This is a genomic window from Stutzerimonas stutzeri (assembly GCF_000952685.1).
Taxonomy (GTDB): Bacteria; Pseudomonadota; Gammaproteobacteria; order Pseudomonadales; family Pseudomonadaceae; genus Stutzerimonas; species Stutzerimonas stutzeri_E.
The window spans coordinates 54,707-80,548 of the sequence record NZ_JYHV01000021.1; the positions used below are offsets into that span (position 1 = coordinate 54,707).

Below are 25,842 nucleotides of genomic sequence, written 5' to 3' on the forward strand. Positions count from 1 at the left end.
GCCTGGTATGACGATTACAACTGCGCAGATTCGATCAGAGCGCCTTCACCCCGCCCGCGCCGATGCCGGGCTTGCGGATGGAAATACCGTTGCGCAGCGGCTCACCGAAGGCATCGAGGCTGACCTCGAACTGGTCACCCGGCTGCGCCTTGATCCCATCCGCGAACGACAGGGTAGCCGTTCCGAAGAAATGCACATGTACATCACCGGGTCGCAGGAACTGAGCGTACTTGAAGTGATGGTATTCGAGATTCTCTAGGCTGTGGCACATGTTGTCCTCGCCGGAGAGAAACTCCTTCTCCCAGAGCACCTCGCCGTTGCGGCGGATGCGACTGATACCAGCCAGGTTCGCGGGCAGCTCACCGATCCGCAGCTCCGGTCCGAAGGAACAGAACCTGAGTTTGGAGTGAGCCAGATACAGGTAGTTCTTGCGTTCGGTCACATGATCGGAGAATTCATTGCCCAGCGCGAAACCGAGCCGGTATGGCTGGCCGTCGTCGCCAATGACATAAAGGCCAGTCAGCTCAGGCTCTTCGCCGAAGTCCTCGGCGAAATCGGGCGCAGGAAAATCTGCACCGGGACGCACCAGGATGCTGCCATCGCCCTTGTAGAACCACTCGGGCTGCGCGCCGACGGTTCCCGGCTGCGGCTTTCCGCCCTGCATGCCCCAACGGAACATCTGCATGGTATCGGTCAGTTTTTCCGCGGTCTGCTCGACCTGCTGGTGCATCTTGTCTCGGGTCGAAGCGCTACCCAAGTGAGTCAGGCCGGTACCGCTGACCAGGCAATGCGCAGGGTCTTCATGGTCCAGCGGCGGCAGCACTCGCCCGGCATCCAGCAGTTGCCTATACGACGGCCCGGCATCGCAGCCCTGCACGTCGATCTGAGCCGCCAGGCTGTTACCGTTGCGAATCGCCGCCAGTGCCAGCTCGCGGGTACTGCTCACGCCGCGCAACATGTCGATGCGTTCGCCAATCACCACGCCTACCTGACGCTGGCCCTGTTCGTTCTCGAATTGAATCAACCGCATGAGGCTTCCTCTTCTTATTGAAGGGCCTGCAATCGCAGGCATCTGCTGCGGCCACTTTAAAAAGCACCGTAGGTGGTGCCTAATGAAAGCTTCTGATTGAGTGATAACTTCCAGTCATCCCCATGATCGCCGCCCTGCCCTCCATCGTTTCTCGCTTGCGCCTCAAGCAGCTGCGCCTTCTCATCGCACTGGATGAACAGGGCTCGCTGCACCGTGCCGCCGAACAGGTCTCGATCAGCCAGCCCGGCGCCACGAAGGCGCTGCACGAGATTGAAACGACCTTCGCCGCCGAACTGTTCACCCGTAGCAGCCAAGGGCTGCAACCCAACGATCTGGGTCGTTGCGTGATCCGCTATGCACGGCTGATCCACAGCGACCTGGCGCACCTGCGCGAAGAAATGGTCGGCATTCTGCAAGGACATGGTGGGCGTCTCTCGATAGGCGTGATAATGGGCGCCGTGCCGCTGTTGATGCGCGTGCTGGGCCGGTTGCGGCGCAAGCAGCCGGAGCTGTCAGTGGAGATCGTCGAGGACACCAGTGCGCGCCTGCTCGGCCTGCTCGACGAAGGCCGGCTGGACCTGGCGATCTGCCGGAGCAGTGTCAGCCGGCGTCCGGACGCTTATGACTGCCTGACCCTGCATGAGGAGCAGCTGGCCGTGGTCGCCCATCCTGACCATCCGCTCGCCGACGCCGCGGCGCCGCTGACCCTGGCCGATCTGAGCGGCTATCGCTGGGTCATCTACCCGGCGAACATGCCGATGCGCCAGTTGCTCGAGCGCGAATTCAGCGAAGCCAGCCTTGAGTTCCCGCGGTACCCGGTCGAAACCGCCTCCACCTTCACCACCCTCAGCCTGCTGCAGGAGGATCCCGAGCTGGTCGCCGTCATGCCGCTGTCGGTGGCCCGTTTCGGCGAACGCTTCGCCATGATCCGTCAGCTGCCGCTGACACTGCACTCGCGCAGCGAACCCTATGGTGTCATCGCCCGGCACGGGAGCAGCCTGTCGCCAGCGGCGCGGCTATTGCTCGAAGAGCTGCAGGACGAAAGCGGCTCGGCAGCGGCCGAGCCTTGCGTGGGCTAAAGCAGGCCGCGTGCCCCGAGGTTCTTCAGCAGCGCCAACACCCCGAACTCCCAAGGCGCCACCGCATCGCTGTGGTTGACCCGGTTGTGCAGCGCCCCCAGTTGATCGCTGCGTATGCTGACCTTGTCGCCCAGCTTGTGGGTGAAGCCCGAACCCGCCGTATCGCGGTCCTCGGTGGGCGCGAACAAGGTGCCGAGAAAGAGCAGGAAACCATCGGGATACTGGTGGTTGCGGTTGATCGCCTGCCCCACCAGATCCAGCGGGTCTCGACTGATCTGGTCCATCGAACTGCTGCCGTTGAGTACGTAGCCGTCCTCCCCCTCGACCCGCAGCTCCACCACGCTGCGGCGCACATCGTCGATGGCGAAGCTGTCGTCAAACAATCGAATGAAGGGCCCGATGGCACAGGAAGCGTTGTTGTCTTTCGCCTTGCTCAGCAACAACGCACTGCGACCCTCGAAGTCGCGCAAGTTGACGTCATTGCCCAGGGTTGCACCCACCGCCGCACCACGGCTGTTGACCGCCAGCACAACCTCTGGCTCGGGGTTGTTCCATGCCGAGCCCGGATGAATGCCTATTTCAGCCCCGGTGCCAACCGCCGCTAGCAACGGCGCTTTGGTGAATATTTCCGCATCCGGACCGATACCGACCTCCAGATATTGCGACCACAGGCCCTGCTCGATCAGCAAGCTCTTGAGGCCCATCGCCGCCTCGGAGCCCGGCTGGATGCGCGACAGGTCCGTCCCCAGAACCTGGTGAACCTGGCCGCGCACCGCTTCGGCCTTGGCCGGATCGCCCGCCGCCTGTTCTTCGATCACACGTTCGATCATGCTGGCGGCGAATGTCACACCAGCGGCCTTGATCACTTGCAAATCCGCCGGCGCCAACAGGTAAGGCCGGGCCGGGTCGCGATCTTCACCGCTGTTGGCCAGTAGCGCCTCGATGCTGGCGATCCGCGGCGCGTCCAGTTGTTGTAAACGCTGCAACAGTTCGGGCCCCTCGAACAGACCGCTCAGGGTGGCTGACACGCGGGACAGGTCATAGACGCCGCCCTCGCGCAACAGCACAGGGGTCGGGCCGGCCACGTCGCCGGGCAACCAGACGCGTCCGACCAGGGTGCCCTGCAGGCCATCGACGGGAAGGGTGTTTTCGAGAGTGAGCTGAATCCGGCGCGGCATAGGTCGGTTACCTTGGCGAAGATAAGAAACGCCGCGCCTTTAGCAGGACAACGAGCCCATGGCGTTGCAGCCTGCAGTACTATCCAGAGGGTGCTACCCGGACTGCGGGCGCGGCGATCATCACTTTAGGCAGCCAAACCGCCTGGCTTCTAATGACAAATTTTCAGGGTTCGATATGACTTCGTTATCACTCCGCCGTCGAACAGACCGATCATGAGCGTTGAACAGGGCAATTTGCCCGCGTTGAAAAACTGGCTCAAATACCGCCATCTAGTGCTGATATCCACCCTGGCGCGTACCGCGAACATGCACACCACAGCTGAGCAGATGGGCCTCAGCCAGCCGGCCGTCAGCAAGATGCTGCGCGATATCGAAGAGCTGTTCGGCTTCGCGCTGTTCGTACGTCTGTCACGCAAGCTGGTACCCAGCGAGCTCGGGCAGGTGGTCATTCAGCATGCTGAGAGTACCCTCAACGACACCCAGCGCTTCGCCCATCAGCTCGATACCTTGCGCAAGGGCGGCCACGGCAACATCAAGATCGGCGCGATCATCGCCGCCACCGCCGCCACCATTCCGGTGGCGCTGGTCGAACTCAAGCGACAGCGTCCGCTGTTGATGATCGAACTGGTTGAGCAGACCAGCGATCACCTGCTGGACATGCTCGAAAACAAGCAGCTCGATCTGGTGGTAGCCCGTTTTACCAACACCCGCCAGCAGCAGCGCTTCGACTTCCAGCCGCTGGCCGAAGAGCCGTTCTGGTTGGTCTGCAAACGCGATCATCCATTGAGCGCACAGCGCGACATTCATCCAGCCGAACTAACGCGCTGGCCTTGGGTGCTCTACCCCTTCGACACGCCGATGCGACAGATGCTCGAGCAACTGCTGAGCCAGCTCGACGTCGCGCCGCCGAGTAACGTCGTGGAAACCACCTCGGTGCAGACCACCCTCTACCTGCTGCGCAACAGCGAAACATTGGCACTACTGCCCGAAGCCATCGCCCGGCAGCAAGTCGAGCAGGGCTTGCTGTGCGAACTGTCCACCAGCCTGGCCACCCAATCGCTGCGGTACGGCATCCTCACCCGCAAGCATCAGACGCCCTCGAGCAATGCGCAGGAATTGATGGAGATTCTGTTGCGAGGGCGCAGCGAGCTTTGAGTGTTACGCGTCGTGCCATAACGACGCGGCTGTGGTTGACGACCAAACCAGATCTCAGACGTCGAATAACTCCCCGTTATCGTTCAATGAAGAAGCCTCATTAGTCCCGCGGTCGAAGCCGTCTATACCTTCCTCAGTGCTGGCGAGGGGACATCCCGCCGCTGAGCACCATCGTGCGCCGCGTCTCATCAGTCGCGACAGCAACAACAAGAACAAGACGCACCGGAAGGAAACCCGCAATGCCGACGATCACTCGGGTCGAAGTTCAGGATGTCCGGTTCCCGACGTCCCGCTCCCTGGACGGCTCGGACGCCATGAATGCCGCACCCGACTATTCCGCGACCTACGTCACCCTGTACACCGATGCGCCCAGCGGCCTCACCGGCCAAGGTCTGACCTTCACCATCGGCCGGGGCAACGACATCTGTGTTGCCGCAGCCCGGTCGCTGTCAGGTATGGTCGAGGGGCGCAGCCTCGCCTCGATCACCGAGAACATGGGCCGGTTCTGGCGCCAGATCATCTCCGGCGACAGCCAGTTGCGTTGGTTGGGGCCCGAGAAGGGTGTGATCCATCTCGCCACCGCTGCCATCGTCAATGCGGTCTGGGATCTCTGGGCCAAGATCGAAGGCAAGCCGTTATGGAAGTTGCTGGCCGATATGTCGCCCGACGAGCTGGTGCGCTGTCTCGATTTCCGCTTCGTCAGCGATGTGCTGACGCCGGAAGAAGCACTCGCCATGCTGCAGCGCCAAGCCAGTGGCAAGGCGTCGCGCGAACAGGCGTTGATCGAGCGCGGCTACCCCGCCTACACCACCTCGGCCGGCTGGCTCGGTTACTCCGAAGAGAAGATTCGCCGGCTGGCCCGTGAAGGGCTGGCCGAAGGCTGGACGCATTTCAAACAGAAGGTCGGCGGCGACCTGCAGGAAGACATTCGGCGTGCATGCATCCTGCGTGAAGAAATCGGCGAAACCGGCACCTTGATGATGGATGCCAACCAGGTTTGGGACGTCGACGAGGCGATCCACAACATGCGTCAGCTGGCGCAGTTCAACCCGATGTGGATCGAGGAGCCGACCAGCCCCGACGACATCCTCGGCCACGCCGAAATCCGTCGGCGCCTCGATGGCATCGGCGTCGCCACGGGTGAGCATTGCCAGAACCGCGTGATGTTCAAGCAGCTGCTGCAAGCGGGTGCGATCGATTACTGCCAGGTGGATGTCGCCCGTCTGGGTGGATTCAACGAAGCCATCCTGGTCCTCCTGCTGGCGGCCCGTTTTGGCGTGCCGGTCTGCCCGCACGGCGGCGGCGTGGGCCTGTGCGAATACATCCAGCATCTATCGATGTTCGATTACATCGCAGTGTCCGGCTCGCTCGAGGGGCGCGTGCTCGAGTACGTCGACCACCTGCACGAACACTTCGTCGATCCGGTGCGTGTGGAACGCGGTCACTACCGGGTGCCGACCGCAGCGGGTAGCAGCATCACCATGCATGCCGCGTCGCTCGCCGAGCATCTGTTCCCCACGGGTGCAGCCTGGCAGCTGGATGCGAGCCCAAGCGACCGATGAGCCAGGAGGTTACCCATCGCAGAGGCCTTCAAAGCAGGCGACCCTGAACCACCCGTCCCGCAGACCTTCACCCCAAAACGGAATGCCACGATGAAAACAAAGACAAGAAAACAGGTGATTTCCATACTCGGCGCGCTGGGCATTGGCCTTGCGTGTTTGCAGGCGGCCGCCGCGCCGGAATTTCCACCGCTTCCCGAGGTGAAGGGCGATACCGTCCCGGACAAAGGCACCTTCAACATCAAGTTCAGCATCGGTACTACCCAGTCCGGCGCTCAATACCGGGGGCTGGAGTACTTCAAGAAGATCGTCGAGCAACGCAGCGAAGGGCGCGTCAACGTCAAGCTGTTCCACAGCGCGCAGCTGGGCGATGACCTACAGGCGGTCAGTTCGCTACAGGCCGGCACACTGGAAATGACGGCACCGTCGACCTCTCCACTCGTTGGCATGCTGCCGCAACTCGCGGTGTTCGATCTCCCGTTTCTGTTTCCCACCCCGGCAGACGCCGACCGCGTGCTCGATGGTGAGATCGGCCAGAGAATGCTCAAGGATGCGTCCGGGCAAGGATTCGTCGCCATCGGCTGGGCCGAGAACGGCTACCGTCAGCTGACCAACAGCAAAACGGCCGTGCAGACGCCTGACGACCTGGCCGGGTTGAAAGTCCGCACCATGCAGAATCCGATTCATATCGACATCTGGCGCACCCTCGGTGCGAACCCGACGCCGATGTCCTTCGCCGAGCTGTTCACCGCACTGGAACAGGGTGTGGTCGATGGCCAGGAAAATCCCTGGATCACCATCTCATCGTCGCGTTTCAACGAAGTGCAGCCCTACGCAACCGAAACCAACCACGTCTACACGCCGTTCATGACCTTGGTTTCCGAGCGATTCTGGAATCGCCTGCCGGCTGAATACCAGGCACTGCTGGTGGATGCGAGCAAGGAGATGGGCATCTATGAACGCCATGTCAGCCGCACCATGAATGACCAGCTGAAGGCGGAAATGAAAGCCTCGAACATGAACGTCACCGAGCTTACCCCCGAGCAGGTAGCCGTCTTCCAGGAGCACCTCGAGCCCGTCTACGAGAAGTGGAAGTCACAGATCGGTGAAGACCTGGTGGATGCGATCCTGAGCAAGAATTGACGCCTCGCCCCGTCACGGGCAGGCATCCAGTGCCTGCCCGCCTCCCGTAAGCCTTCAGGTATGGTTCCCATGACCCGTCACTCATCTGCTCTCCAGGCCATGCTGGGCGTTCTGCGTTCAGCGCTGGAAATCACCATCGGCCTGCTGGTATTGGGCGTGGTGTTCTGTGTCGCCGCCAATGTCTTTGGTCGTTTCGTCCTCAATTACTCCTTCGTCTGGGCCGAGGAGTTTTCCCGAATCATGTTCATCTGGGTGGTCCTGCTCGGCGCCGGGCTCGCCAGCCTGAACGACGAGCACGTCTCGGTGACCTACTTCAAAAACCTTGTTGCCGCCCCGCTGCAGAAGGCGTTCAGCCTGATCACCGTGGCCGTCATCTATGCGGTCTGCATCTGCATCCTGATCGGCTTCAAGGACATCCTGTCCGGCTTCGTCAGCGTCACGCCCCTGCTGCAAATCTCCAAGACCTTCATTTACAGCGCCATGCCGGTCATGGCGGTGCTGACGTTGATCGCCAACACCATCGCCCTGTTCTCGATATTCAGCCGGAGCTCGACATGATCCTCTGGAGCATTCTGATCGGCCTGCTGGTGGCCATCGTGGTGGGCGTGCCGATCTCGTTCGCCCTGGCGGCGATAAGCCTGTTCATCTTCTTTTACGCCGACTACGCGATGACGCCCATCGTGTCCGAGGCGATCAACGGCCTGGATTCATTTCCCTTGCTGGCAATCCCGCTGTTCATCCTGGTTGGCGAGGTGATGAGCGAAGGTGGCATCGCCAAGCGCCTGGTGCGCCTGGCCAGCGCCATGGTCGGCTTCGTCTCCGGCGGTCTGGGGCAGATCGCTGTGCTCACCTCGATGTTCTTCGGCGGCATCAGCGGCTCGGCGGTCGCCGATGCTTCGGCGGTCGGCAGCATGATGATCGAACCCATGAAGCGTCATCACTACCCGGCACCTTTGGCCGCGGCGATCATCGTGGCCTCCTCGGTCGTCGGCATCATCATCCCGCCGTCGATCCCGATGATTCTCTATGGCGTGGTGACCAACACCTCGATCTCGCAGCTGTTTCTCGCCGGGATCGTGCCCGGAGTCCTGATCACCCTGGGTCTGGCCATCACCACCTACTTCCAGTCAAAAAAGATCGGCAAGGCGCAGCCCTTCAGCGTCGGCGAGCTAGGCAAGGCGCTGCGCGGTGCGCTGTTGGCGATGCTGCTGCCGGTGATCATCGTCGGCGGCATTCTCACCGGAGTCTTCACCCCTACCGAGAGCGCTGCCTTCGCGCTGGTCTATGCGCTCGTCATCTCGATGTTCGTCTACCGCAGCCTGACGGTGAAACGCTTCTTCCAGCTGTGTATCGCCACCGGCAAACTCACCGGGATCGTCATGTTGCTGCTGGCATTCGCCAACGTGCTGGCCTGGCTGCTGACCGCCAACATGATTCCGCAGCAGCTGGTCGAGGCCCTCGGCGCGCTCTCGCAAAGCAAGTTCGTCATCCTCGGCATCCTCACGCTGTTCTTGCTGCTGGTCGGCTTCTTCATGGACCTGACGCCGGCAATGGTGATTCTCGCGCCGCTGATGACGCCCATCGTGGTGAAGCTCGGCGTCGACCCGGTGTACTTCGGCGTGCTGATGTCCTTCGTGCTTGGCATCGGCCTGATCACGCCACCCGTCGGCACGGTGCTCTACGTGGGCTGCGGGGTCGGCAAGGTCGGCATGGAGCAGCTGGTGCATCGGTTGCTACCGTTCTACTTCACGCTGCTGGCGCTGCTGGTGCTGTTCCTCGCCTTTCCCGGCCTGGTGCTCTGGTATCGCTAGCGCGGGGCTTGCTCCCAACGAAGGAATTACGCATGAAGATTTCCCGCCAGCAGATGCTCGAAGGGCTGGTTTCGATCCTCGGCGAAGCCGGTGTAATGCGTGACGCGCAGGATTTTCAACGCTACGTCAGCGATTGGAGTGGCAGCCACCTGGGCACACCGCTGGGAGTGGTCCGGCCGGCCGATACAGCGCAGGTGGCTGCCGTCGTCCGGTTCTGCGCACAGCACGGCATTCCCATGTCGCCGCAAGGTGGGCATACCGGCCTGGTCGGCGGCGCCTTGCCCGATCGCACTCGACCGGAGCTGGTAATCAGCCTCGAACGACTGAACCGCGTCCGCCAGCTCGACCCCATCGGTTTCACCATGACCGTCGATGCGGGTTGCGTGCTCGAACAGGTCAAGCAGGCGGCCGAGGTGGCGGATTGTTACTTTCCGCTGGCACTGGGTGCTCAAGGCAGTTGCCAGATCGGCGGCAACATCGCCACCAACGCCGGCGGGGTGAATGTGCTGCGCTACGGCATGATGCGTGAGCTGGTACTGGGGCTGGAGGTGGTGCTGCCTGACGGCCGAGTCTGGGAAAGCATGAACGCTCTGCGCAAGGACAACCGCGGCTACAACCTGCAGCAGTTGTTCATCGGCAGCGAAGGCACGCTAGGCATTGTCACCGGAGCCGTACTCAAGCTCTCGCCGCGCCCACAGCGCACGCTCACGGCCTGGCTGGCCGTCGCGTCGGCGGCCGATGCGGTGCTGCTGTACACCCGTGCGCGACGAGAGTGCTGCGAGCAGCTGTCGGCCTTCGAGCTGGTCCCTCGGATCGGCATGGAGCTGGCGTTCGAAGCGATTCCACTGTTGTCCGATCCGCTGTCCGAGCCCCACCCCTTCTATGTGCTGCTGGAGCTGAGCGTCTCCGGGCCGCTGGACTTACGAGGCTTGTTCGACGGTTTCCTCGAACGAGCCATGAGCGACGGTTTGGTGCACGATGGCGCGCTTGCCAGCAGTGGTGAACAGGCGCGCAGGCTATGGCTGATCCGTGAGGGCATGGTCGAAGGCCAGCGTTTGCGCGGCGAGCACCTGCGAACGGACGTCTCGGTGCCCATCTCGTCCATCGCGGCGTTCGTCGAGCAAGCGAGTCAGGCGGTCGCCGAGATCTCGCCGCAAGCGACGACCCTGGTCTACGGGCACATCGGCGACGGTAACCTGCACTTCAACATCCTGCCGCCCCTCGGTCTGGACAACGAAGCGGTCAGCGCCCTGCTGCTGCACATCGAGGACGTGATATTCGCCGTCCTGGATCGCTTCAATGGCAGTATCAGTGCCGAGCACGGTATCGGGCGGATCAAGCAACAGGCCTATCTGTCTCGAATGGCACCGGAGGACGTGCAGCTGCTCAACGGCCTGAAGGCCCTGTTCGATCCCCTGGACCTGATGAACGCCGGCCGCATCGTTCTGCCGCGCGCGCGGACCGCGGCCGACTAGCACGCCCTGCCCGGCTGGCCTGCAGCCGGACTCGGTATTCGATCAATGCGAGTGGCGCGGCTCCCCGCGGTTGGCGATCACGCGCAAATAGAGTGTGGCAGGCTCCAAACAACCACCTGTCGAGAGCTGGCCGACCAGTTGCCGATACAGCTCCTGCCAGGGAGTTTGCGATTCTGGAATCGGCGGGATGGCATCCTGGCGCCGTCGCTCCAGCTCTACTTCGTCGACCAGTAAATCGACGCTACGGTTGTTGAGATCCACCCGTAGCCGGTCGCCGGTGCGAAGCAGCGCCAGCCCACCGCCCACCGCGGCCTCTGGGGACATGTTGAGAATCGAGGGGCTGGCCGAGGTACCGCTCTGGCGACCATCGCCCAGGCACGGCAGCGAATCGATGCCGCGGCGGATCAGATCGGACGGCGGCGCCATGTTGACCACCTCGGCGCTGCCCGGATAACCGACGGTGCCGCAGCCACGGATGACCAGAATGCAGTGCTCGTCGATCTCCAGTGCTGGGTCGTTGATCCGTGCGTGATAGTCCTCCGGCCCGTCGAACACAATCGCCCTCGCCTCGAAACGGTTTTCGTCACCTGGGGTGGCCAGATAGGTTCTGCGGAAGGCTTCGCCCACCACCGACATCTTCATGATGGCGCTGTCGAAGAAATTGCCGCTAAGCACGATGAAGCCGGCGCGGTGCTTGAGCGGCTCCGCGTAGGGGCGAATCACATCGCTGTCGTGGGCCTGGGTCGCGGCGACGATCTCGCCAATGTTTTTGCCGGACACAGTCCCGCAGCCGGGGTGCAAGCGCCCCGCCTTGAGCAGTTCGTGCATCACCGCCGGCACGCCACCGGCACGGTGAAACCCTTCACCCAGATACTTGCCAGCCGGCATGCAGTTGACCAGCAACGGCACCTCTTCACCGACGCGCTGCCAGTCCTCGAGCGACAGCTCAACGCCGGCGTGGCGAGCGATGGCAATCAAGTGCGGCGGGCAATTGCTCGACGCGCCAAGGGCCGAGGCCACGGCGATGGCGTTCTCGAACGCCTCCCGGGTCAGAATCTGCGACGGGCGAACGTCCCCGAACACCAGGTCAACGATCCGCTTGCCGGTGAGGTAAGCCATCTGGCCGCGCTCGCGATAAGCCGCGGGAATGCTCGCGCAACCCGGCAACGACATGCCCAGCGCCTCGGCCAGTGCATTCATCGAGAGTGCGGTGCCCATGGTGTTGCAATGACCGATGGAGGGCGACGCCGCCGTGGTCATTTCCATGAAGCCTTCGTAATCGATCTCGCCGGAGGACAACAGTTTGCGCGCATGCCACAGCACGGTACCCGAACCAATCAGCTCGCCTTTGTGGTGGCCGTCGAGCATGGGCCCGCCGGACAGGACGATTGCCGGCAGGTCGGTGGTGGCGGCCGCCATCAGGCACGCCGGGGTGGTCTTGTCGCAGCCGGTGGTGAGCACCACGCCGTCGAGCGGGTATCCGTGAAGAATCTCTACGAGGCCCAGATAGGCGAGGTTGCGATCCAGACCCGCCGTCGGGCGGCGGGTCTGCTCGGCCAGCGGATGCACGGGAAACTCCATGGGTATGCCACCCGCATCGCGTATGCCCGCCTTGACTCGCTGGGCCAGCTCCAGATGGTGCCGGTTGCAGGGAGCCAGGTCGCTGCCAGTCTGGGCAATGCCGATGATCGGGCGGCCGGACTGCAGCTCGCCCCGGGTGAGCCCGTAGTTCATGTAGCGCTCGACGTAGATGGCGGTCATGTCGGCGTGGCTGGGGTCGTCGAACCACTGCTGGCTGCGCAGCGGTCGTTTGTCAGCTTGGGTCATGGGAGCCCTTCTTGTTTTTGCCGGCCAGGACGCTCCTCGGCCGATCAGTTAGGGGGACGCCAGCCGCCGAACACAGAAGCGGATATCGAATAAATCATCCACAACACATCCAAGGAGCAGCAACTCGCTCGTCACAGCGCAAAATGTTACCGATAACATTCGCCTTGTAAAGCGCGGTGAACGACCAGACCGACAACGGGCCGCAGGTATACTCCGATGCCACCAGTGACTGCCGGAACCCGTACCGATGACGGACAACATCCTCGCGCCAGACGTATCGCCCCCGCGCATGGCGGATGTCGCCAGGCTCGCCGGCGTCTCCAAGATGACGGTTTCGCGAGTGCTGGCTGGGCGGAGCGTCAGCGAGAAGACGCGAAAGCGCGTTCAGGAAGCCATCGAGCGCCTTGGCTACTTGCCCGACGCTTCGGCCGGCACCCTCTCGAGCGGACGCTCCGAATTCATCGTCGCGCTGGTGCCCTCGCTGAACAGTTCGAACTTCGCCGACACGGTGCGCGGCCTGAATGATTGCATTCAGGGGCAGGGCCTGCGTCTGCTGCTGGGCGACACCGATTATCACCCCGAGCAGGAAGCGTTACTGGTGCGGACATTGCTGCGGCACCGGCCGCTAGGCGTGATGCTGACCGGCAGTGCCCACCTGGACGTCACGCGCAAACTGCTGTTGCAGTCAAAAGTGCCAGTGGTGGAAACCTGGGACGTGCCTGACGAGCCGATAGAACAGTCCGTGGGCTTTTCCAATGCTGAAGCCGCATCGGCTCTGGTTCGCTACCTGCACGGTTGCGGCTATCAACGCATCGGCTTCATCGGCGGAGCGTCAGCCCTGGATCATCGCGGCCTGCAGCGTCGTGAAGGCTATCTGCGGGCGCTCAGTGAGCTGAATCTGGATTCCCGGGTGGTCGAACATGGCCAGTCGCCGATCACCATGAGCCACGGCGGCGAAGCCATAAGCCGCCTGCTGGAGCAATGGCCCGACACGGACGCGGTGATGTGCGTCAGCGATCTCTCGGCCTTTGGCGCGATCATGCATTGCCATCGTCAAGGCCTGAGCGTACCGGACGATATCGCCATCGCCGGTTTTGGCGACTTCGAGGTATCACGCCATTGCACGCCGACGATCACCACTGTGTCCGTCGACCCGTACCGAATCGGCTGGCGCGCCGGAGAAATGCTGCTGGCCAGCGCGGCCGCGCAACGTGCGGGCATGCCGAAGCCGCGGGAAGTTTCGATCGTCGACTACCAGATCCTTGCCCGTGAAAGCACAGCACCGCCAGCTGCCGGCCGGAACACCCCTACTGTCTGATCTATCTGTCGTTATGCCCGAGGTCCCGTTGCGGATCGATCTGGTCGCGCACGCGCTGTTTCAGCTCCTTGGCTTCCGGGAAGCCGCCGTCGCGCTTGCGCTCCCATATCTGCACGCCGTCACAGGCAATATGGAATGTACCGCCACTGGCCGGCACCAACGAGACCTTGCCCAAGTCCTCGGCGAAAGTGGACAACAGTTCCTGAGCCAGCCAGGCCGCACGCAGCAGCCACTGACACTGGGTGCAGTAGGTAATGACGATTTCCGGTTTGCTATCGGCCATGACAGGACGCTCGTGGGCTGACGGACGCCTATAATAGCCGCCATTTCGCAATCCTCCCGCCGGTGTTGCCATGTCCCGCCTACTCGTTCTGCTGATCCTCCTGATGCCGCTGACAGGATTCGCCGATTCCCAGCCCCGCACTGGTTTGGTGCTGTCCGGAGGTGCTGCAAGAGGACTGGCACATATCGGCGTCCTGAAGGCATTGGAGGAGCACGGCGTGCGAATCGATGCGATTGCCGGTACCAGCATGGGTGCGGTGATCGGTGGGCTCTACGCCGCAGGCTATAGCGTCGAGGAGTTGGAAACGCTGGCACTCGATCTCGACTGGCAACAGGTACTGTCGGATGATCCGCCGCGGCAGGATGTACCTTTTCGACGCAAACAGGACGACCGCGATTTCCTGGTCAAGCGCAAACTCAGCTTCCGCGACGATGGCAGCCTAGGGCTGCCTTTGGGTGTCATCCAAGGACAGAACCTTGCCCTACTGCTCGAACGCCTGCTCGTGCACACCAGCGACACCCGTGATTTCGATCGCTTGCCAATACCCTTTCGCGCTGTGGCAACCGATATCGCCAACGACAAGAAAGTCATCTTCCGCAGCGGCCATCTGCCCCAAGCCATTCGCGCCAGCATGTCGATCCCTGCGGTGTTCGCCCCGGTCGAAATCGAAGGCCGTCTGCTCGTCGACGGCGGTATGGTCGACAACATTCCCATGGATGTCGCCCGCGACATGGGCGTGGATCGGCTGATCGTGGTGGACATCGGCACGCCACTGCAGCCCCGCGAGCAGCTGCTTACGGTCGTCGATGTACTCAATCAATCGATCACCATGATGACCCGACGTAACTCCGAGGCTCAGCTGGCGACCTTGCGTCAGGAAGACCTGCTGGTACAACCGATGCTGGCGGGGTTCGGTTCGACCGATTTCGGCCGCACGGAAGCGCTTATCGACGCAGGGTATCGTGCGGCCACCGCGCTGGACGCCCGTCTGACCGCCATGCGCAGCGAAACCGGTGGCAACCCTGCGCTGAGCCTCGCCCGCTCAGCCGAGCCTCGTACACCACTGATCACCGCGGTGCGCATCGAGAACGATTCGAAAGTGGGCAACGCGGTCATCCGCCGGCACATCCGCCAGCAAGTGGGCAAGCCCCTGGATCTCCAGGATCTGCAGAATGACATGGGCACGCTGTACGGACTGGACTATTTCGAGCAGGTCGAATACCGCGTGGTGCATGGCAATCCGGGCAATACGCTGGTCATCACCACCCGTGAAAAGCGCTCCGGCACCGACTACCTGCGCCTGGGCATCAACCTCTCGGATGATTTTCGCGGCGACAGCGCATTCAACATCGGCGCCAGCTATCGCAAGAACGGCATCAACGAGTTGGGCGCCGAGTGGCTGACACGCCTGCAGCTGGGCGATCGCCAGGAGCTGTTCAGCGAGTTTTATCAGCCGTTGGATGCCGGTTCGCGCTGGTTCGTTGCACCCAACCTGTTCGCCGAGACACAGAACATCGAGGCGATCATCGATAACGACCCCATTGCCGAATACCGCCTGCAGCGATACGGCTATGGGCTGAACCTGGGGCGACAGATTGCCAACAATGGCGAAATCCGCTTCGGTGTAGGTCAGGCTTGGGGCGAGGCAGACATTCGCGTCGGCGACCAGCAGCTACCGGATTTCAACTTCGAGGAAGGTTATTACCAGCTGCAGTATTCGTTCGACACGGTGGACAACGTCGATTTTCCGCGCGAGGGCGAAGATATCGGGCTGACCCTGCGCCAGTACGATCCAAGTCTCGGCTCGGATCAGCGCTATCGCCAATGGGAGTTTCGCCTGGATAAGGCCGTCAGTTTCGGCCTGCATACGCTGGTCTTCGGTGGCCGCTATGGACGCACCCTGGACGACGCCGAGATCGTCACATCGAGCTTCTTGCTCGGTGGCGCACGGCAGCTGTCGGGCTTTCGCCAGGATGCCCTCTCCGGTCAGAACATCAGCCTGGCCCGCATGATCTATTTCCGCAGGATGACGCCGCGCTCGTTCTTGCCACTGGATTTCCCGCTGTACTTGGGGGCATCGCTTGAACGCGGTCGCGCCTGGAACAACGACAACGCGTTCGATAGTGGCTATATCAACGCCGGCAGCATCTTTATCGGCTACGAAACGCCCCTGGGACCGCTGAACTTCAGCTACGGCCTGAACGATGAATCCGAGCGCGCGCTGTACATGAATCTTGGGCGCAGCTTTTGATGGCCTCGCCCAGCGCTCATACCGGAACCTCGATCAGGCGATCTGTGCAAGCAACTCGTTGACTTGCTGCCGCTGCTTCTCGTCGCCTTCGATCGCGAGGCTTTCCAGAATGACGCAGGCGCTCTCCATGTCGCCCTGCTTGATGTAGGCGGCAGCCTGATTGAGGCGAACCAGATGCTCCGGGTTTGCCTCCAGCTGGCGCAGTTCTTCGGTCGCCGAAATCGACGCGAAGCTACAGGAATTATCGAACAGACTGGGCAGGTCGCCGAGCGTCAATGCACTTTCGTCAATGCCATCCAGCCAGGGCTGTGAATCTTCAGAGGCAATCTGCTCGCGACTCTCAGCCAGGCGTGGCTCGGCGACCATGGGCGCCAGGCCTACCAACGGCGACGGAGAAAACTCGTTCAGTACGAACGTGACGTCTGGATCCAGCGATGACTCATGATTAGCGGATGCAAACGTCGCAGCCAAGGCGGGACACACGGTCAGCAGCGGGTCCAGCTGCGCCTGGCTACCACCCGCTTGCAGGTAAGCATTGGCAGCGGCGCGGCAACGGTCGATATCACCAGACTCCACGAGAAGCCCGAGGTGGCGCAAGCGAATATCGAGCTGCTCGGGTGCTCGCTCGATACCGCGCTGCAGCACTTCGAGCGCCTCGTCGCGGCGACCGTAGGACAGGTAGATCTCCGCCGCCTCGAGCACGTCCGTTTCGCTGACGGAGGCGTGCGCGGGCTGGCGAGGCATCTCCAGCGCCACCGTCGGCGCGACAGGCGCCGTAGGTGTCGGCGGTACAACCGATACGGGAACAGCTACCGGGAATTCGACGTGTCGTTTGTGGCGGCGCCCGAACCACAGCCCACCCAGCAGCAGCGCTACCAGCACGCCTCCGCCAGCCAATGTCCAGTCCTGCCACCCGAATGCCGGCTCGGCAATGGCCATTTGTGCAGCTGACGGCTCAGCGACAGGTTGCTCAGGCGTATCCACTGGCGCAATCGATTGTTCAAGCTGAGGCGAAGCGGTCGTCTGTGGTCGCTGCTGCTCGACTAATTGCCCGGTGACAGCCTCGAGCTCCATCTGCAAGTCGGCCAACGTCTGCCTGAGCTGCTGGTTCTCCTCTCGACTGGCCGCCAGCTCTTCGAACAGCTGACGGCGCAGAGCCGTGATTTGATCGTCCAGTGCCGAGGCATCGGCAGGCTCAGAACTGGCTACCGGATGATTCTGGGCCATGGATTCAGCCATCGGCTGTGCACTGACAGGTTCGGCAAGCGTAGTGGCAGCTCTCTCCGCCGAATCTGGCAACAGCAGGTTCGCACCGGCTTTTAGGCGCCCCGGATCACCATCGGGAAAGGCATTCGGATTAAGTGCCTGGATATCGCGCATGAACTGCGACTGGGAACCCTGCGCGCCGTCAGCGACATAAGCGTTTGCAATCGTCCAGAGACTTTCGCCACTCGCAACCCGATGGCGCTTGCCCAGCGACGCTTGCGGCAATTCGGCGGGCTCTGAAAAGTGAGCTGGTTCGGCGCGCACTGGCGAAGCCACCGCTTGCGGGACGCTGACCACCTCGTTATCGGGAGCCGGCGTGGTCGGCAGCGGATCAAGCAGAACCGTGTACTCGCGCAACATCCGGCTCTTCGCCCGGGTGATCTCGACCAGGAAGTTCAGGTAAGGCTCATTAACCGACTTGTTGGAAGCCACGCGGATCCGGCTGCGGGTACCGTCAATCACGGGGGTGAAGCTCAGATCCTGCAGGAATGCCAGGCGCTCGACACCGACACGGGCGAAGTCATTACTAGAAGCTAGGGCAACACGGATGTCATCGGCCGACAGATCGGCCACATCCAGCAACTCGATTTCAGCGCTCAGCGGCTGATTCAACGCGGAGCGGAGTGTGATATCGCCCATGCCCAAGGCAGACACCAGGCCGGAATAGATCAGCGAGCCCGAGGCTACCATTAACAAGACTCGACGACTTAGTGCCATAACAACCTCCACAGCCGACCAGCGGCGTGCATGGACGCCGACCCACTGTTCGATTACTGAACTGTGACGCGGTTATCGACAGATACAGAAAAAGATGGATGCATTTCGTCGGCGAACGCGCTATGGCATTGTGCCACTACCATGCAAACCAGCCTACGAGCAAAGGATGAACGGCGGTCGCCGCCTGGTTTGCGAACAGTCGAATGAGGAAGAACGACGCGCCAATCGACGACGACAAGGGCAGCGATCTCGGTAGTGATTAGCCCACGCCGGCTTTAACGTTTGGCCTTGACCAGGTTGGCCAGAATGCGCTCATGCACCTGTTGGCAGTTGCGCAGGTCTTCCTCGTCGATGCCTTCGAAGAGCTCCTGCCGAACCTGGGTGGAGATCGCTTCGATCTTCTGAATCAACGGGCGCGCCGGCACGCCAAGAGTAATGAGCTTGGCACGGCGATCCCCCGGCGCCGGCTGGCGATGCACCAACCCCTGAGCTTCAAGGCTGTCCAGCAATCTGGCCAGCGTCGGACCTTCGACCGCCACGCTTTGCGCTAGCTCGCGCTGGGTTGGATCGTGATCGAACCGGGCCAGATGCAGGAGAACCAGCCACCGGGCCTGCGACAAGCCTAGATCGGCCAGCCGGCGATCCAACTCGGCGCGCCAGCCACGCGAAAGTTGCGCCAATTGCATGGCGAAGCGGTGTTGGTCTGGGTACATGGAGCGGCGTTCCTGCAAAACTAATTATTAGTGAGCTAACCACAGCTCTAAAATGCTGGCAAGCGGCCCTCTACTCTGGAACGTAACCGTGAGTTGCAGGACAAGCCTCAGCCCGAGCGCAATAGGCAACAAGCGAGGCGCCGGCTAGCCACGCCGGACTATATGCCAGGTATGGCGATCAGAGTTCGAATTCGGCCTGCAATGACGCCCGCACGCAAAACAGTACCGCTTCTGGAACACGTCCGACGAAGTGCTCGGCAATTGACGCAACGGGAGGAAGCTCGCCTTCGCCATCGAGGAACGCCTCCTGGATCTCGCCCAGCAATTCCTCGGGTAGATCCAGCGCCTGCTCCAAGCTGAGCTGTTGCTGGCCGATCGCTTCGGCGAGCATGGCGTACACATTCTTCTCGCTGCAATCGAGCTGTCGGGCTATCTGCGCTGGCGTCATACCGGCACGCGACAGGGTGATGAGCTCATGACGCACATCCGCAGGGGACCTGACCGCCTTCGCCGTACCCTGCAGGACTTCCAGAAACGCTTGGCCATAGCGCTCAAGCTTGCGCGCACCCACGCCACTGATGCGCGCCATGTCGCTAAGCGAGCTCGGTTGGCTGCGGAGCATTTCCAGCAAGGTCGCATCCGGGAAAATTACGTAAGGCGGTACGCCATGTTCTTCGGCGAGCTTGCGGCGCAGCGTGCGCAACGCCTCCCAGGTCTCGCGTTCCTCGCTGCGAACCAATTGACTCGCCGCGCTGACGGAGGTCTTCGGCGCCTTGGCAGCCAGCTCGCGGCGCAGTTCGAGGGTGACTTCGCCACGCAATAACGGACGGCAGCTGTCGCTGAGTCGCAACCCACCAAAACCTTCCAGGTCGACATCCGCCAGCCCCCGCGCGACCAACTGACGGAACAGCGAACGCCACTCCCCTTCCGATAGCGCCTTGCCAACGCCGAACACCGACAGTTGTTGATGGCCGAAACTACGAATCTTCTCGTTGTCGCGGCCGAGCAGGATATCGACCAGATGCCCGACGCCGTAGCGTTGTCCGCTGCGGTAGATCGCCGACAGCGCTTGCCGCGCCGGTTCGGTGGCATCCCAGGTCTGTACGCCATCGACACAGTTGTCGCAATGACCGCAAGGTTCGGGCATCTGCTCGTCGAAATAAGCCAGCAGAACCTGGCGACGGCAGCGGGTTTCCTCGCACAGCGAGAGCATGGCGTCGAGCTTGTGCTGCTCGATGCGCTTGTGCCGATCATCGCCCTCTGAATTGTTGAGCATCTGCTTGAGGAAAATCACATCCTGCAGGCCATACGCCATCCAGGCATCAGCAGGCAGGCCATCGCGACCCGCACGGCCGGTTTCCTGGTAATACGCCTCCAGCGATTTGGGCAGATCAAGATGAGCGACGAAACGCACGTTGGGCTTGTCGATCCCCATTCCGAAGGCGATGGTTGCCACCATGATCAGGCCTTCCTCGTTGAGGAAGCGCTTCTGATGGAAAGCCCGCAGATCGTTCGGCAACCCGGCGTGGTAAGGCAGCGCAGGAAAACCCTGCTCGGTGAGGAAGGCGGCAATGTCATCGACCTTCTTGCGCGACATGCAGTAGATGATGCCAGCATCGCCGCGACGCTCCGCCAGGAAGGCCATCAACTGCTTGCGAGGCTGTTCCTTGGGCACGATGCGATAAAAGATGTTCGGACGATCGAAGCTGGAAAGAAAACGCTCGGCATTCTCCAGATGCAATCGCTGGACGATTTCCTCTCGGGTGCGCTTGTCCGCCGTGGCAGTCAACGCGATTCGCGGGACGCTGGGGAAAAACTCTGCGAGCTGTCCCAGCTGAAGATACTCGGGACGGAAATCATGGCCCCACTGCGAGACGCAATGGGCCTCGTCGATGGCAAACAGACCGATTTCCAAACGTTGCAAGAACGCCAGCATGCGCGGTTGAACCAACCGCTCGGGCGCGAGATAGAGCATTTTGATTTCGTTGCGGCGCAGGCGATCGGCGATGTCTCGCTGTTGCTCAGCCGTCAGGGTCGAATTGAGCGCTGCCGCAGCAACACCCAGCTCCTCGAGCGTGGCCACCTGATCGTCCATCAGCGCAATCAGCGGCGATACCACTACTGCCAGGCCGTCACGGAGCAATGCCGGCACCTGATAACAAAGCGATTTGCCGCCACCGGTCGGCATCAACACCAGTGCGTCATCGCCGCCGGCCACGCGCTCGATGATCGCACCCTGGTTGCCACGAAAGGCGTCGTAGCCGAAAACATCTTTGAGAATGCGCTGTGCCTGATCGAGCATGCCGGTCTCCGAAACAAGACGCGCGAGTATACGCGACACGGGCGCGGGGTTCAGGCTGAACACCACGATGACGCGATAGCCGGACGGTGAGTTCTATTGCAGCGGAACTCCATCGGTATTTTTCTATCTGTCGAAGGACGACGGCGCGCGAAAGCTGGCCCAGCCACTACCGCCTGATAGCGCGCGGTAGCGGGAGACCCGCAGCTCGTCTAGAATCACCGCTGTTCTCATCCCAAGGTAGTCTTTGATGTCATTCGCCGAGCAACTCGCCCGCTTGCAAGTGTTTCTGGATGCAGATGACCTGCATGAAGAAGCACTGGATTACATCGCCGCGCACGGCTACCTGACCGCGCTGTGCATTTGCTCGGAGCAGGTGCCCGAACGCGAGTGGATCGATGCGCTGTTCGCCGAGCCGCCGAAGTACGCCGACGACACCGAGCGCGAAGCCATCGAGGCGACACTGACTCAGCTTAAGGCGCATATCGCCCGGCAGCTGGCCAGTGACGAAGATATGGAACTGCCTTGCGAGCTCGACATGGGCGACGAACCGGACGAATCCGATCTGCGCGGTTGGTGCATCGGCTTCATGGAAGGCGTGTTCATGCGCGAGTCGGTGTGGTTCGAAGATTCCGAGGAGGAAGTCAGCGAGCTGCTCCTGCCGATCATGGTCGGCTCCGGGCTGTTCGATGAGCAACCCGAGTTCAGCGACATCGCCGAGGATCAGGATCTGGTCGGGGAAATGGTCGCGCAGATCCCTGAAATCCTCACCGCGCTGTACCTGATCTGCCATGCCCCCGAAGAGAAACCGGCGCTTCTTAAACCGCGCAAACATTAAACCCGGGTAACCTCTTGGCGCACCGCGATATCCCGACGTATCGCAACCCGGTAGTGCGTTATACGCTACTGGGTATCGGCTGGTTGAGCGTTGCGCTCGGCGTCATCGGCATCTTTCTGCCGGTCCTGCCGACTACGCCCTTTCTTCTTCTTGCCGCCGCCTGCTTCGTCCGCAGTTCACAGCGCTTCTACAACTGGCTGGTGATGCACCCGAGGCTGGGTCCCTGGTTCCGGGATTATCTGGAAGGCAAAGGCATCCCGCTGAAGGCAAAAATCTATTCGATCGTAACGATGTGGCTGAGCATCAGCGTGTCCTGCTGGTTAGTGCCGATGTTCTGGGCACGAATCGGAATGCTGACCAGCGCGACACTGGTGACGCTGTACATCCTCCGCCTGAAAACCCGTCCGCCGCGCTAAGCCACGGATGCGTGCTCACCGGTGCTGGAGGCTTGCGTGATTGCGCTGGAACACCTCTGTGCCCATCGCCGCGATCTGCCGCTCGATCATCGTTTCGAACGGTCCCAGCAACACATCGAACCTATCGGTGTCCTCAAGCGTATTCAACACAGCCACAATCGCTTCGAGGGTGGACAACGCACCGGGCATCGGGGCCTTGCGCAGTCGATAGCGGGACATCAGGCCCTCTGGTAGTGCAACACGCGGCAGGTCGGCAATACGCGGATTGAGGTGCAGCAGCTTGCGGGCCTTGCGCCAGGTGCCGTCCGGCACGATCAATCGCAGCGGCCCACCCTTCTGTGCCAAATCCACAAGCGACACGGCCTGCTCGCCGGGAAACAACAGGTAGCTTTCGAGGCCATCGTCTGGGAGATCCTCGAATACTTCGCCCGCTCGGAGCTCGGCATTGGTCAGACCCAGCGCTGCCAAGCGCGCCGTGTTCAGGGCGTGTCTCGTTTCGCTAGGGTGCTGAAGGATCAGCACAGCAGTGGTGCTGGCAACAGAGGGGATCAAAGCACAGAGGCAATGACTCAACGGGCGCTGGCAACGCGTGCATTGTGGACGGGACATGGCTTCTCCTGAATGGAGGCGAAGTCTGCCACAACCGGCAGAAACGTAACGGTGGACTAAGCTAGTCGCGGTCACCGATTGTAAAGAGGCTGCACCGATGCTCACCCTGCACCACCTGGACAATTCCCGCTCGCAACGCGTGCTCTGGCTGCTGGAAGAACTGCAACTCCCTTATGAGATCAAGCGCTACGCTCGAGACCCGCAGACAATGCTTGCTCCACCTGAACTGAAGAAGGTGCATCCGCTCGGCAAGTCGCCCGTCATTACCGACGGCGACCTGACTCTGGCCGAGTCCGCCGCCATCATTGAGTATCTTGTCGACCGCTACGGCGACGGCCGACTGACCCCGCCCATAGGCTCATCCGAATACCTTCGCTTTCGCTATTGGATGCACTACGCCGAAGGTTCAGCGATGCCGCCGTTGCTGCTCAAACTGGTATTCGATCGCATTGGCAACGGGCCAATGCCCTTTTTCATTCGGCCGGTGGCGCGGGCAATCGCCAAAGGCGCGAACAAGGCATTTATCGGCCCACAGCTAAAGCTCCATCTGGATTACATGGAGAAGGAACTAGAGAAAAGCCAATGGTTCGCCGGGGACGAATTCAGCGCTGCCGACATTCAGATGAGCTTCCCGTTAGAAGCCGCCCAAGCGAGAGCGGGCCTGGATGCCAGTCGCCCGAGGCTGAGTGCGTTCTTGCAAAGGATACGTGACCGCCCCGCTTATCAACGAGCCATAGAACGGGGTGGTCCGGTGATGCCCGGGCGCTGAAATTCAACCCCCCGGCTGTACGGGTCAGCGCCTCTTGGCTGCTGACTCGCCTCGTTGCGCGCGGACCGGTATCGGTTGCAGCCGCGGCGGTTCGATGAAGCCAAGCGCCACTGCCAGATTCCAGCACACACTACTGAGCCATGCTTTCATGATGAACCCTCCTGCTTGGTAACGGGTCTTGGTGGAGCCATGGGCTTCGTAATCAGCATAACCCAAGAAAAGCGCCGTTGCCTGCAACAAATGTTGCTGATTGTCAGCCTCCGAGCCTATGTGGTTTGGCTCTATAAATTGCGACCCGCCTTGACCGCGAGCGTTCACCACATACCACTCACTGGGCAGCCTCCAGCCTGCGCCTGTACGGAAAGACATCGATCACTTTGCCATCGCTTATCGCTTGCTGCAGGCCCTTCCAATAGTTGGCGTCGTACAGCTCGCCGTGGAGCTTGGCAAAGAGGCGACGCTGCTTGATATCGGCAAACAGAAAGCGCGGGAACTCCTCTGGAAACACATCGTTCGGACCGACCGAATACCAGGGTTCGGACGACATTTCGTCTTCCGGATAACGAGCCTCGGGGATGTAGCGGAAGTTCACCTCGGTGAGGAAGCAGATCTCGTCGTAGTCATAGAACACTACCCGGCCATGACGGGTCACACCGAAGTTCTTCAATAGCATGTCGCCGGGAAAGATATTGGCGGCGGCGAGTTGCTTGATCGCCAGTCCGTAGTCCTCCAGCGCTTCCTGTACCTGCTGTTCGCTGGCGCTCTCCACGTAGATGTTCAATGGCGTCATCCGCCGCTCGGTCCAGCAGTGGCGCACCAGCACCGTATCGCCCTGTACCTCGACCGTTGACGGCGCAACCTCAAGCAGTTCTGCCAGGCAGTCGGGATCGAACTTGGACTTAGGGAAGCGGAAATCGGCGAATTCCTGCGTATCGGCCATGCGCCCTACCCGGTCGACACTTTTAACCAGCCGGTACTTCTCGATGACGGTCGCCCGGTTGACGTTCTTGGTCGGAGAGAAGCGGTCCTTGATGATCTTGAAGACCGTGTTGAAGCCCGGCAGCGTAAACACGCTCATGACCATACCGCGCACACCCGGCGCCATGATGAAGCAGTCATCAGTGGTTGCCAGGTGATTGATCAACGCGCGATAGAACTCCGACTTGCCGTGCTTGTAGAACCCAATGGAGGTGTACAGCTCGGCGATGTGCTTGCCCGGCATGATGCGCTTGAGAAATCCGATGAACTCCGCGGGTATCGGCACCTCGACCATGAAATACGAGCGCGTGAACGAAAAGATGATCGAGACTTCCGCTTCGTCGGTGATCAACGCATCGGCGACGATTCCCGCGCCTTCGTGGTGAAGTAGCGGTATCGCCAGCGGCCATTGTTCGTCGCGTGTGAAGATCCGTCCAACCAGATAGGCGCCCTTGTTGCGGTAGAGCACCGAACAGAAAAGCTCAACCGACAGCTCAGGGTCCTTGCATACCCAGTCTGGCAAGGACACCTGCAGCTGCGCCTCGAGCCGCCGCAGGTCACCGTTCAGATCCGCGTAGGGTACGGAGAAGGCAAAGTCCCTAAGGATCTGCGCGAGCATGCCGTAAAGGTCACCGCCGGGCTGATACCGACGCGTCTGGGCCTTTCGCTCGTGGGCACGATTGGAGGGCCGAGTGGTATGGATGAACATGGTGCCGTCGCTGATGCAGTCATGGCTGAACAACGTACAGAAGATCGAGTTGTACCAAGTCTCGGACAATTCATCGTCAAAGCGGGGATTGATCTGATCGATATAGGCGCTCTTGATCTGCGGCCACTGCTGTACATCCAGCAGTACCTCTGGCTCGAATAACGCTCGCAGGTCCGCTGCCGTTTCGCCGACCTTCTGTTCGTACAAGTTGATGCGTGCCGCCGAGGCATGCTGAGCATCTTGCCACTGTGCTTGTTCGAACCGGGACCGAGCACCTTCAGTGATCAGCCGGAAATGTTCACGGTAGTTATCGAAGCCCAGCAGGATCTGCCGCGCGATTTCAGCGTCCGGCGATTTTGACAGCATGGCGATCGTCTCCAGCGATGGAAGCCCGAGCTTATCCAGCCACCGATCGCAAT

The 25,842-nt window shown here is 61.4% G+C and carries 22 protein-coding genes; 12 read left to right on the plus strand and 10 right to left on the minus strand.

All coding sequences use genetic code 11. The features are described from left to right. Positions 1 to 34 precede the first annotated feature (34 nt). A complete protein-coding gene (araD1, locus tag UF78_RS12940; protein WP_045162622.1) occupies positions 35 to 1,030 on the minus strand; it encodes an AraD1 family protein in 996 nt (331 codons plus the stop codon). Between the two features lie 122 nt (positions 1,031 to 1,152). On the opposite strand from araD1, the gene UF78_RS12945 reads away from it, so the two are divergent. Beyond that, on the plus strand, positions 1,153 to 2,109 hold the full coding sequence (locus UF78_RS12945) for a LysR family transcriptional regulator (protein WP_045162623.1): 957 nt from the start codon (positions 1,153 to 1,155) through the stop codon (positions 2,107 to 2,109). Here the strand turns inward: UF78_RS12945 and UF78_RS12950 are convergent. Then, positions 2,106 to 3,287, minus strand: coding sequence for a fumarylacetoacetate hydrolase family protein (locus UF78_RS12950; protein ID WP_045162624.1), 1,182 nt, complete (start codon positions 3,285 to 3,287; stop codon positions 2,106 to 2,108). The two genes, UF78_RS12945 and UF78_RS12950, sit on opposite strands and share 4 nt — an antisense overlap. A 213-nt stretch (positions 3,288 to 3,500) precedes the next feature. Between UF78_RS12950 and UF78_RS12955 the strand changes: the two genes are divergently transcribed. From UF78_RS12955 to UF78_RS12980, 6 genes are all read left to right on the plus strand, one after another. Continuing rightward, complete coding sequence (locus UF78_RS12955) at positions 3,501 to 4,442, plus strand: LysR family transcriptional regulator (protein WP_045162625.1); 942 nt, start codon at positions 3,501 to 3,503, stop codon at positions 4,440 to 4,442. A 239-nt stretch (positions 4,443 to 4,681) separates the two neighbouring features. Next, on the plus strand, positions 4,682 to 6,004 hold the full coding sequence (locus UF78_RS12960; RefSeq protein WP_045162626.1) for an L-fuconate dehydratase: 1,323 nt from the start codon (positions 4,682 to 4,684) through the stop codon (positions 6,002 to 6,004). A 90-nt stretch (positions 6,005 to 6,094) separates the two neighbouring features. Further along, entirely contained in the window at positions 6,095 to 7,144 is a 1,050-nt protein-coding gene (locus tag UF78_RS12965) for a TRAP transporter substrate-binding protein (protein WP_045162627.1), read from the plus strand. A 69-nt stretch (positions 7,145 to 7,213) separates the two neighbouring features. Beyond that, entirely contained in the window at positions 7,214 to 7,702 is a 489-nt protein-coding gene (locus UF78_RS12970; RefSeq protein ID WP_230623639.1) for a TRAP transporter small permease, read from the plus strand. Beyond that, the gene (locus tag UF78_RS12975) at positions 7,699 to 8,955 is read left to right on the plus strand and encodes a TRAP transporter large permease (protein WP_196298664.1); all 1,257 of its coding nucleotides are present in this window, start codon (positions 7,699 to 7,701) and stop codon (positions 8,953 to 8,955) included. Before UF78_RS12970 ends, UF78_RS12975 begins: the two co-directional genes overlap by 4 nt. 32 nt (positions 8,956 to 8,987) lie before the next feature. Next, a complete protein-coding gene (locus UF78_RS12980) occupies positions 8,988 to 10,430 on the plus strand; it encodes an FAD-binding oxidoreductase (protein WP_045162629.1) in 1,443 nt (480 codons plus the stop codon). A gap of 42 nt (positions 10,431 to 10,472) precedes the next feature. Here the strand turns inward: UF78_RS12980 and UF78_RS12985 are convergent, their stop codons facing one another. Further along, the gene (locus tag UF78_RS12985; RefSeq protein ID WP_045162630.1) at positions 10,473 to 12,257 is read right to left on the minus strand and encodes an IlvD/Edd family dehydratase; all 1,785 of its coding nucleotides are present in this window, start codon (positions 12,255 to 12,257) and stop codon (positions 10,473 to 10,475) included. Between the two features lie 247 nt (positions 12,258 to 12,504). On the opposite strand from UF78_RS12985, the gene UF78_RS12990 reads away from it, so the two are divergent. Next, positions 12,505 to 13,575 (plus strand): LacI family DNA-binding transcriptional regulator, encoded by a 1,071-nt coding sequence (locus UF78_RS12990; protein WP_230623641.1) that lies wholly within the window; start codon positions 12,505 to 12,507, stop codon positions 13,573 to 13,575. Position 13,576: 1 nt separating this feature from the next. Here UF78_RS12990 and UF78_RS12995 read toward each other — a convergent pair whose 3' ends face one another. Continuing rightward, complete coding sequence (locus tag UF78_RS12995) at positions 13,577 to 13,858, minus strand: SelT/SelW/SelH family protein (protein WP_045162631.1); 282 nt, start codon at positions 13,856 to 13,858, stop codon at positions 13,577 to 13,579. A gap of 70 nt (positions 13,859 to 13,928) precedes the next feature. On the opposite strand from UF78_RS12995, the gene UF78_RS13000 reads away from it, so the two are divergent. Then, a complete protein-coding gene (locus UF78_RS13000; RefSeq protein WP_045162632.1) occupies positions 13,929 to 16,109 on the plus strand; it encodes a patatin-like phospholipase family protein in 2,181 nt (726 codons plus the stop codon). A 33-nt stretch (positions 16,110 to 16,142) separates the two neighbouring features. Here the strand turns inward: UF78_RS13000 and UF78_RS13005 are convergent, their stop codons facing one another. The 3 genes from UF78_RS13005 to recQ form a co-directional block, all read right to left on the minus strand. Continuing rightward, a complete protein-coding gene (locus tag UF78_RS13005; RefSeq protein ID WP_155397644.1) occupies positions 16,143 to 18,092 on the minus strand; it encodes a FimV/HubP family polar landmark protein in 1,950 nt (649 codons plus the stop codon). A gap of 275 nt (positions 18,093 to 18,367) precedes the next feature. Next, positions 18,368 to 18,805, minus strand: coding sequence for a MarR family transcriptional regulator (locus tag UF78_RS13010; protein ID WP_045162634.1), 438 nt, complete (start codon positions 18,803 to 18,805; stop codon positions 18,368 to 18,370). 178 nt (positions 18,806 to 18,983) lie between these two features. Then, positions 18,984 to 21,107: a DNA helicase RecQ gene (gene recQ, locus UF78_RS13015; RefSeq protein WP_045162635.1), complete on the minus strand. Its 2,124-nt coding sequence runs from the start codon at positions 21,105 to 21,107 to the stop codon at positions 18,984 to 18,986. Between the two features lie 247 nt (positions 21,108 to 21,354). Here recQ and UF78_RS13020 point away from each other — a divergent pair, with 247 nt between their 5' ends. Together UF78_RS13020 and UF78_RS13025 are read left to right on the plus strand one after the other, a co-directional pair. Further along, on the plus strand, positions 21,355 to 21,942 hold the full coding sequence (locus UF78_RS13020) for a YecA family protein (RefSeq protein ID WP_045162636.1): 588 nt from the start codon (positions 21,355 to 21,357) through the stop codon (positions 21,940 to 21,942). 14 nt (positions 21,943 to 21,956) lie between these two features. Further along, a complete protein-coding gene (locus UF78_RS13025; RefSeq protein WP_045162637.1) occupies positions 21,957 to 22,358 on the plus strand; it encodes a YbaN family protein in 402 nt (133 codons plus the stop codon). A 15-nt stretch (positions 22,359 to 22,373) separates the two neighbouring features. On the opposite strand, the gene UF78_RS13030 is transcribed toward UF78_RS13025, so the two are convergent. After that, positions 22,374 to 22,967, minus strand: a complete 594-nt coding sequence (locus UF78_RS13030) for a tRNA-uridine aminocarboxypropyltransferase (protein ID WP_045162638.1) — start codon at positions 22,965 to 22,967, stop codon at positions 22,374 to 22,376. 97 nt (positions 22,968 to 23,064) lie between these two features. Between UF78_RS13030 and UF78_RS13035 the strand changes: the two genes are divergently transcribed. After that, the gene (locus UF78_RS13035) at positions 23,065 to 23,736 is read left to right on the plus strand and encodes a glutathione S-transferase (RefSeq protein WP_045162639.1); all 672 of its coding nucleotides are present in this window, start codon (positions 23,065 to 23,067) and stop codon (positions 23,734 to 23,736) included. Between the two features lie 24 nt (positions 23,737 to 23,760). Here UF78_RS13035 and UF78_RS23235 read toward each other — a convergent pair whose 3' ends face one another. Together UF78_RS23235 and aceK are read right to left on the minus strand one after the other, a co-directional pair. Further along, positions 23,761 to 23,886: a PA1414 family protein gene (locus UF78_RS23235; protein ID WP_275589394.1), complete on the minus strand. Its 126-nt coding sequence runs from the start codon at positions 23,884 to 23,886 to the stop codon at positions 23,761 to 23,763. A 178-nt stretch (positions 23,887 to 24,064) separates the two neighbouring features. Next, complete coding sequence (gene aceK / locus UF78_RS13040; RefSeq protein ID WP_045162640.1) at positions 24,065 to 25,789, minus strand: bifunctional isocitrate dehydrogenase kinase/phosphatase; 1,725 nt, start codon at positions 25,787 to 25,789, stop codon at positions 24,065 to 24,067. Positions 25,790 to 25,842 lie beyond the last annotated feature (53 nt).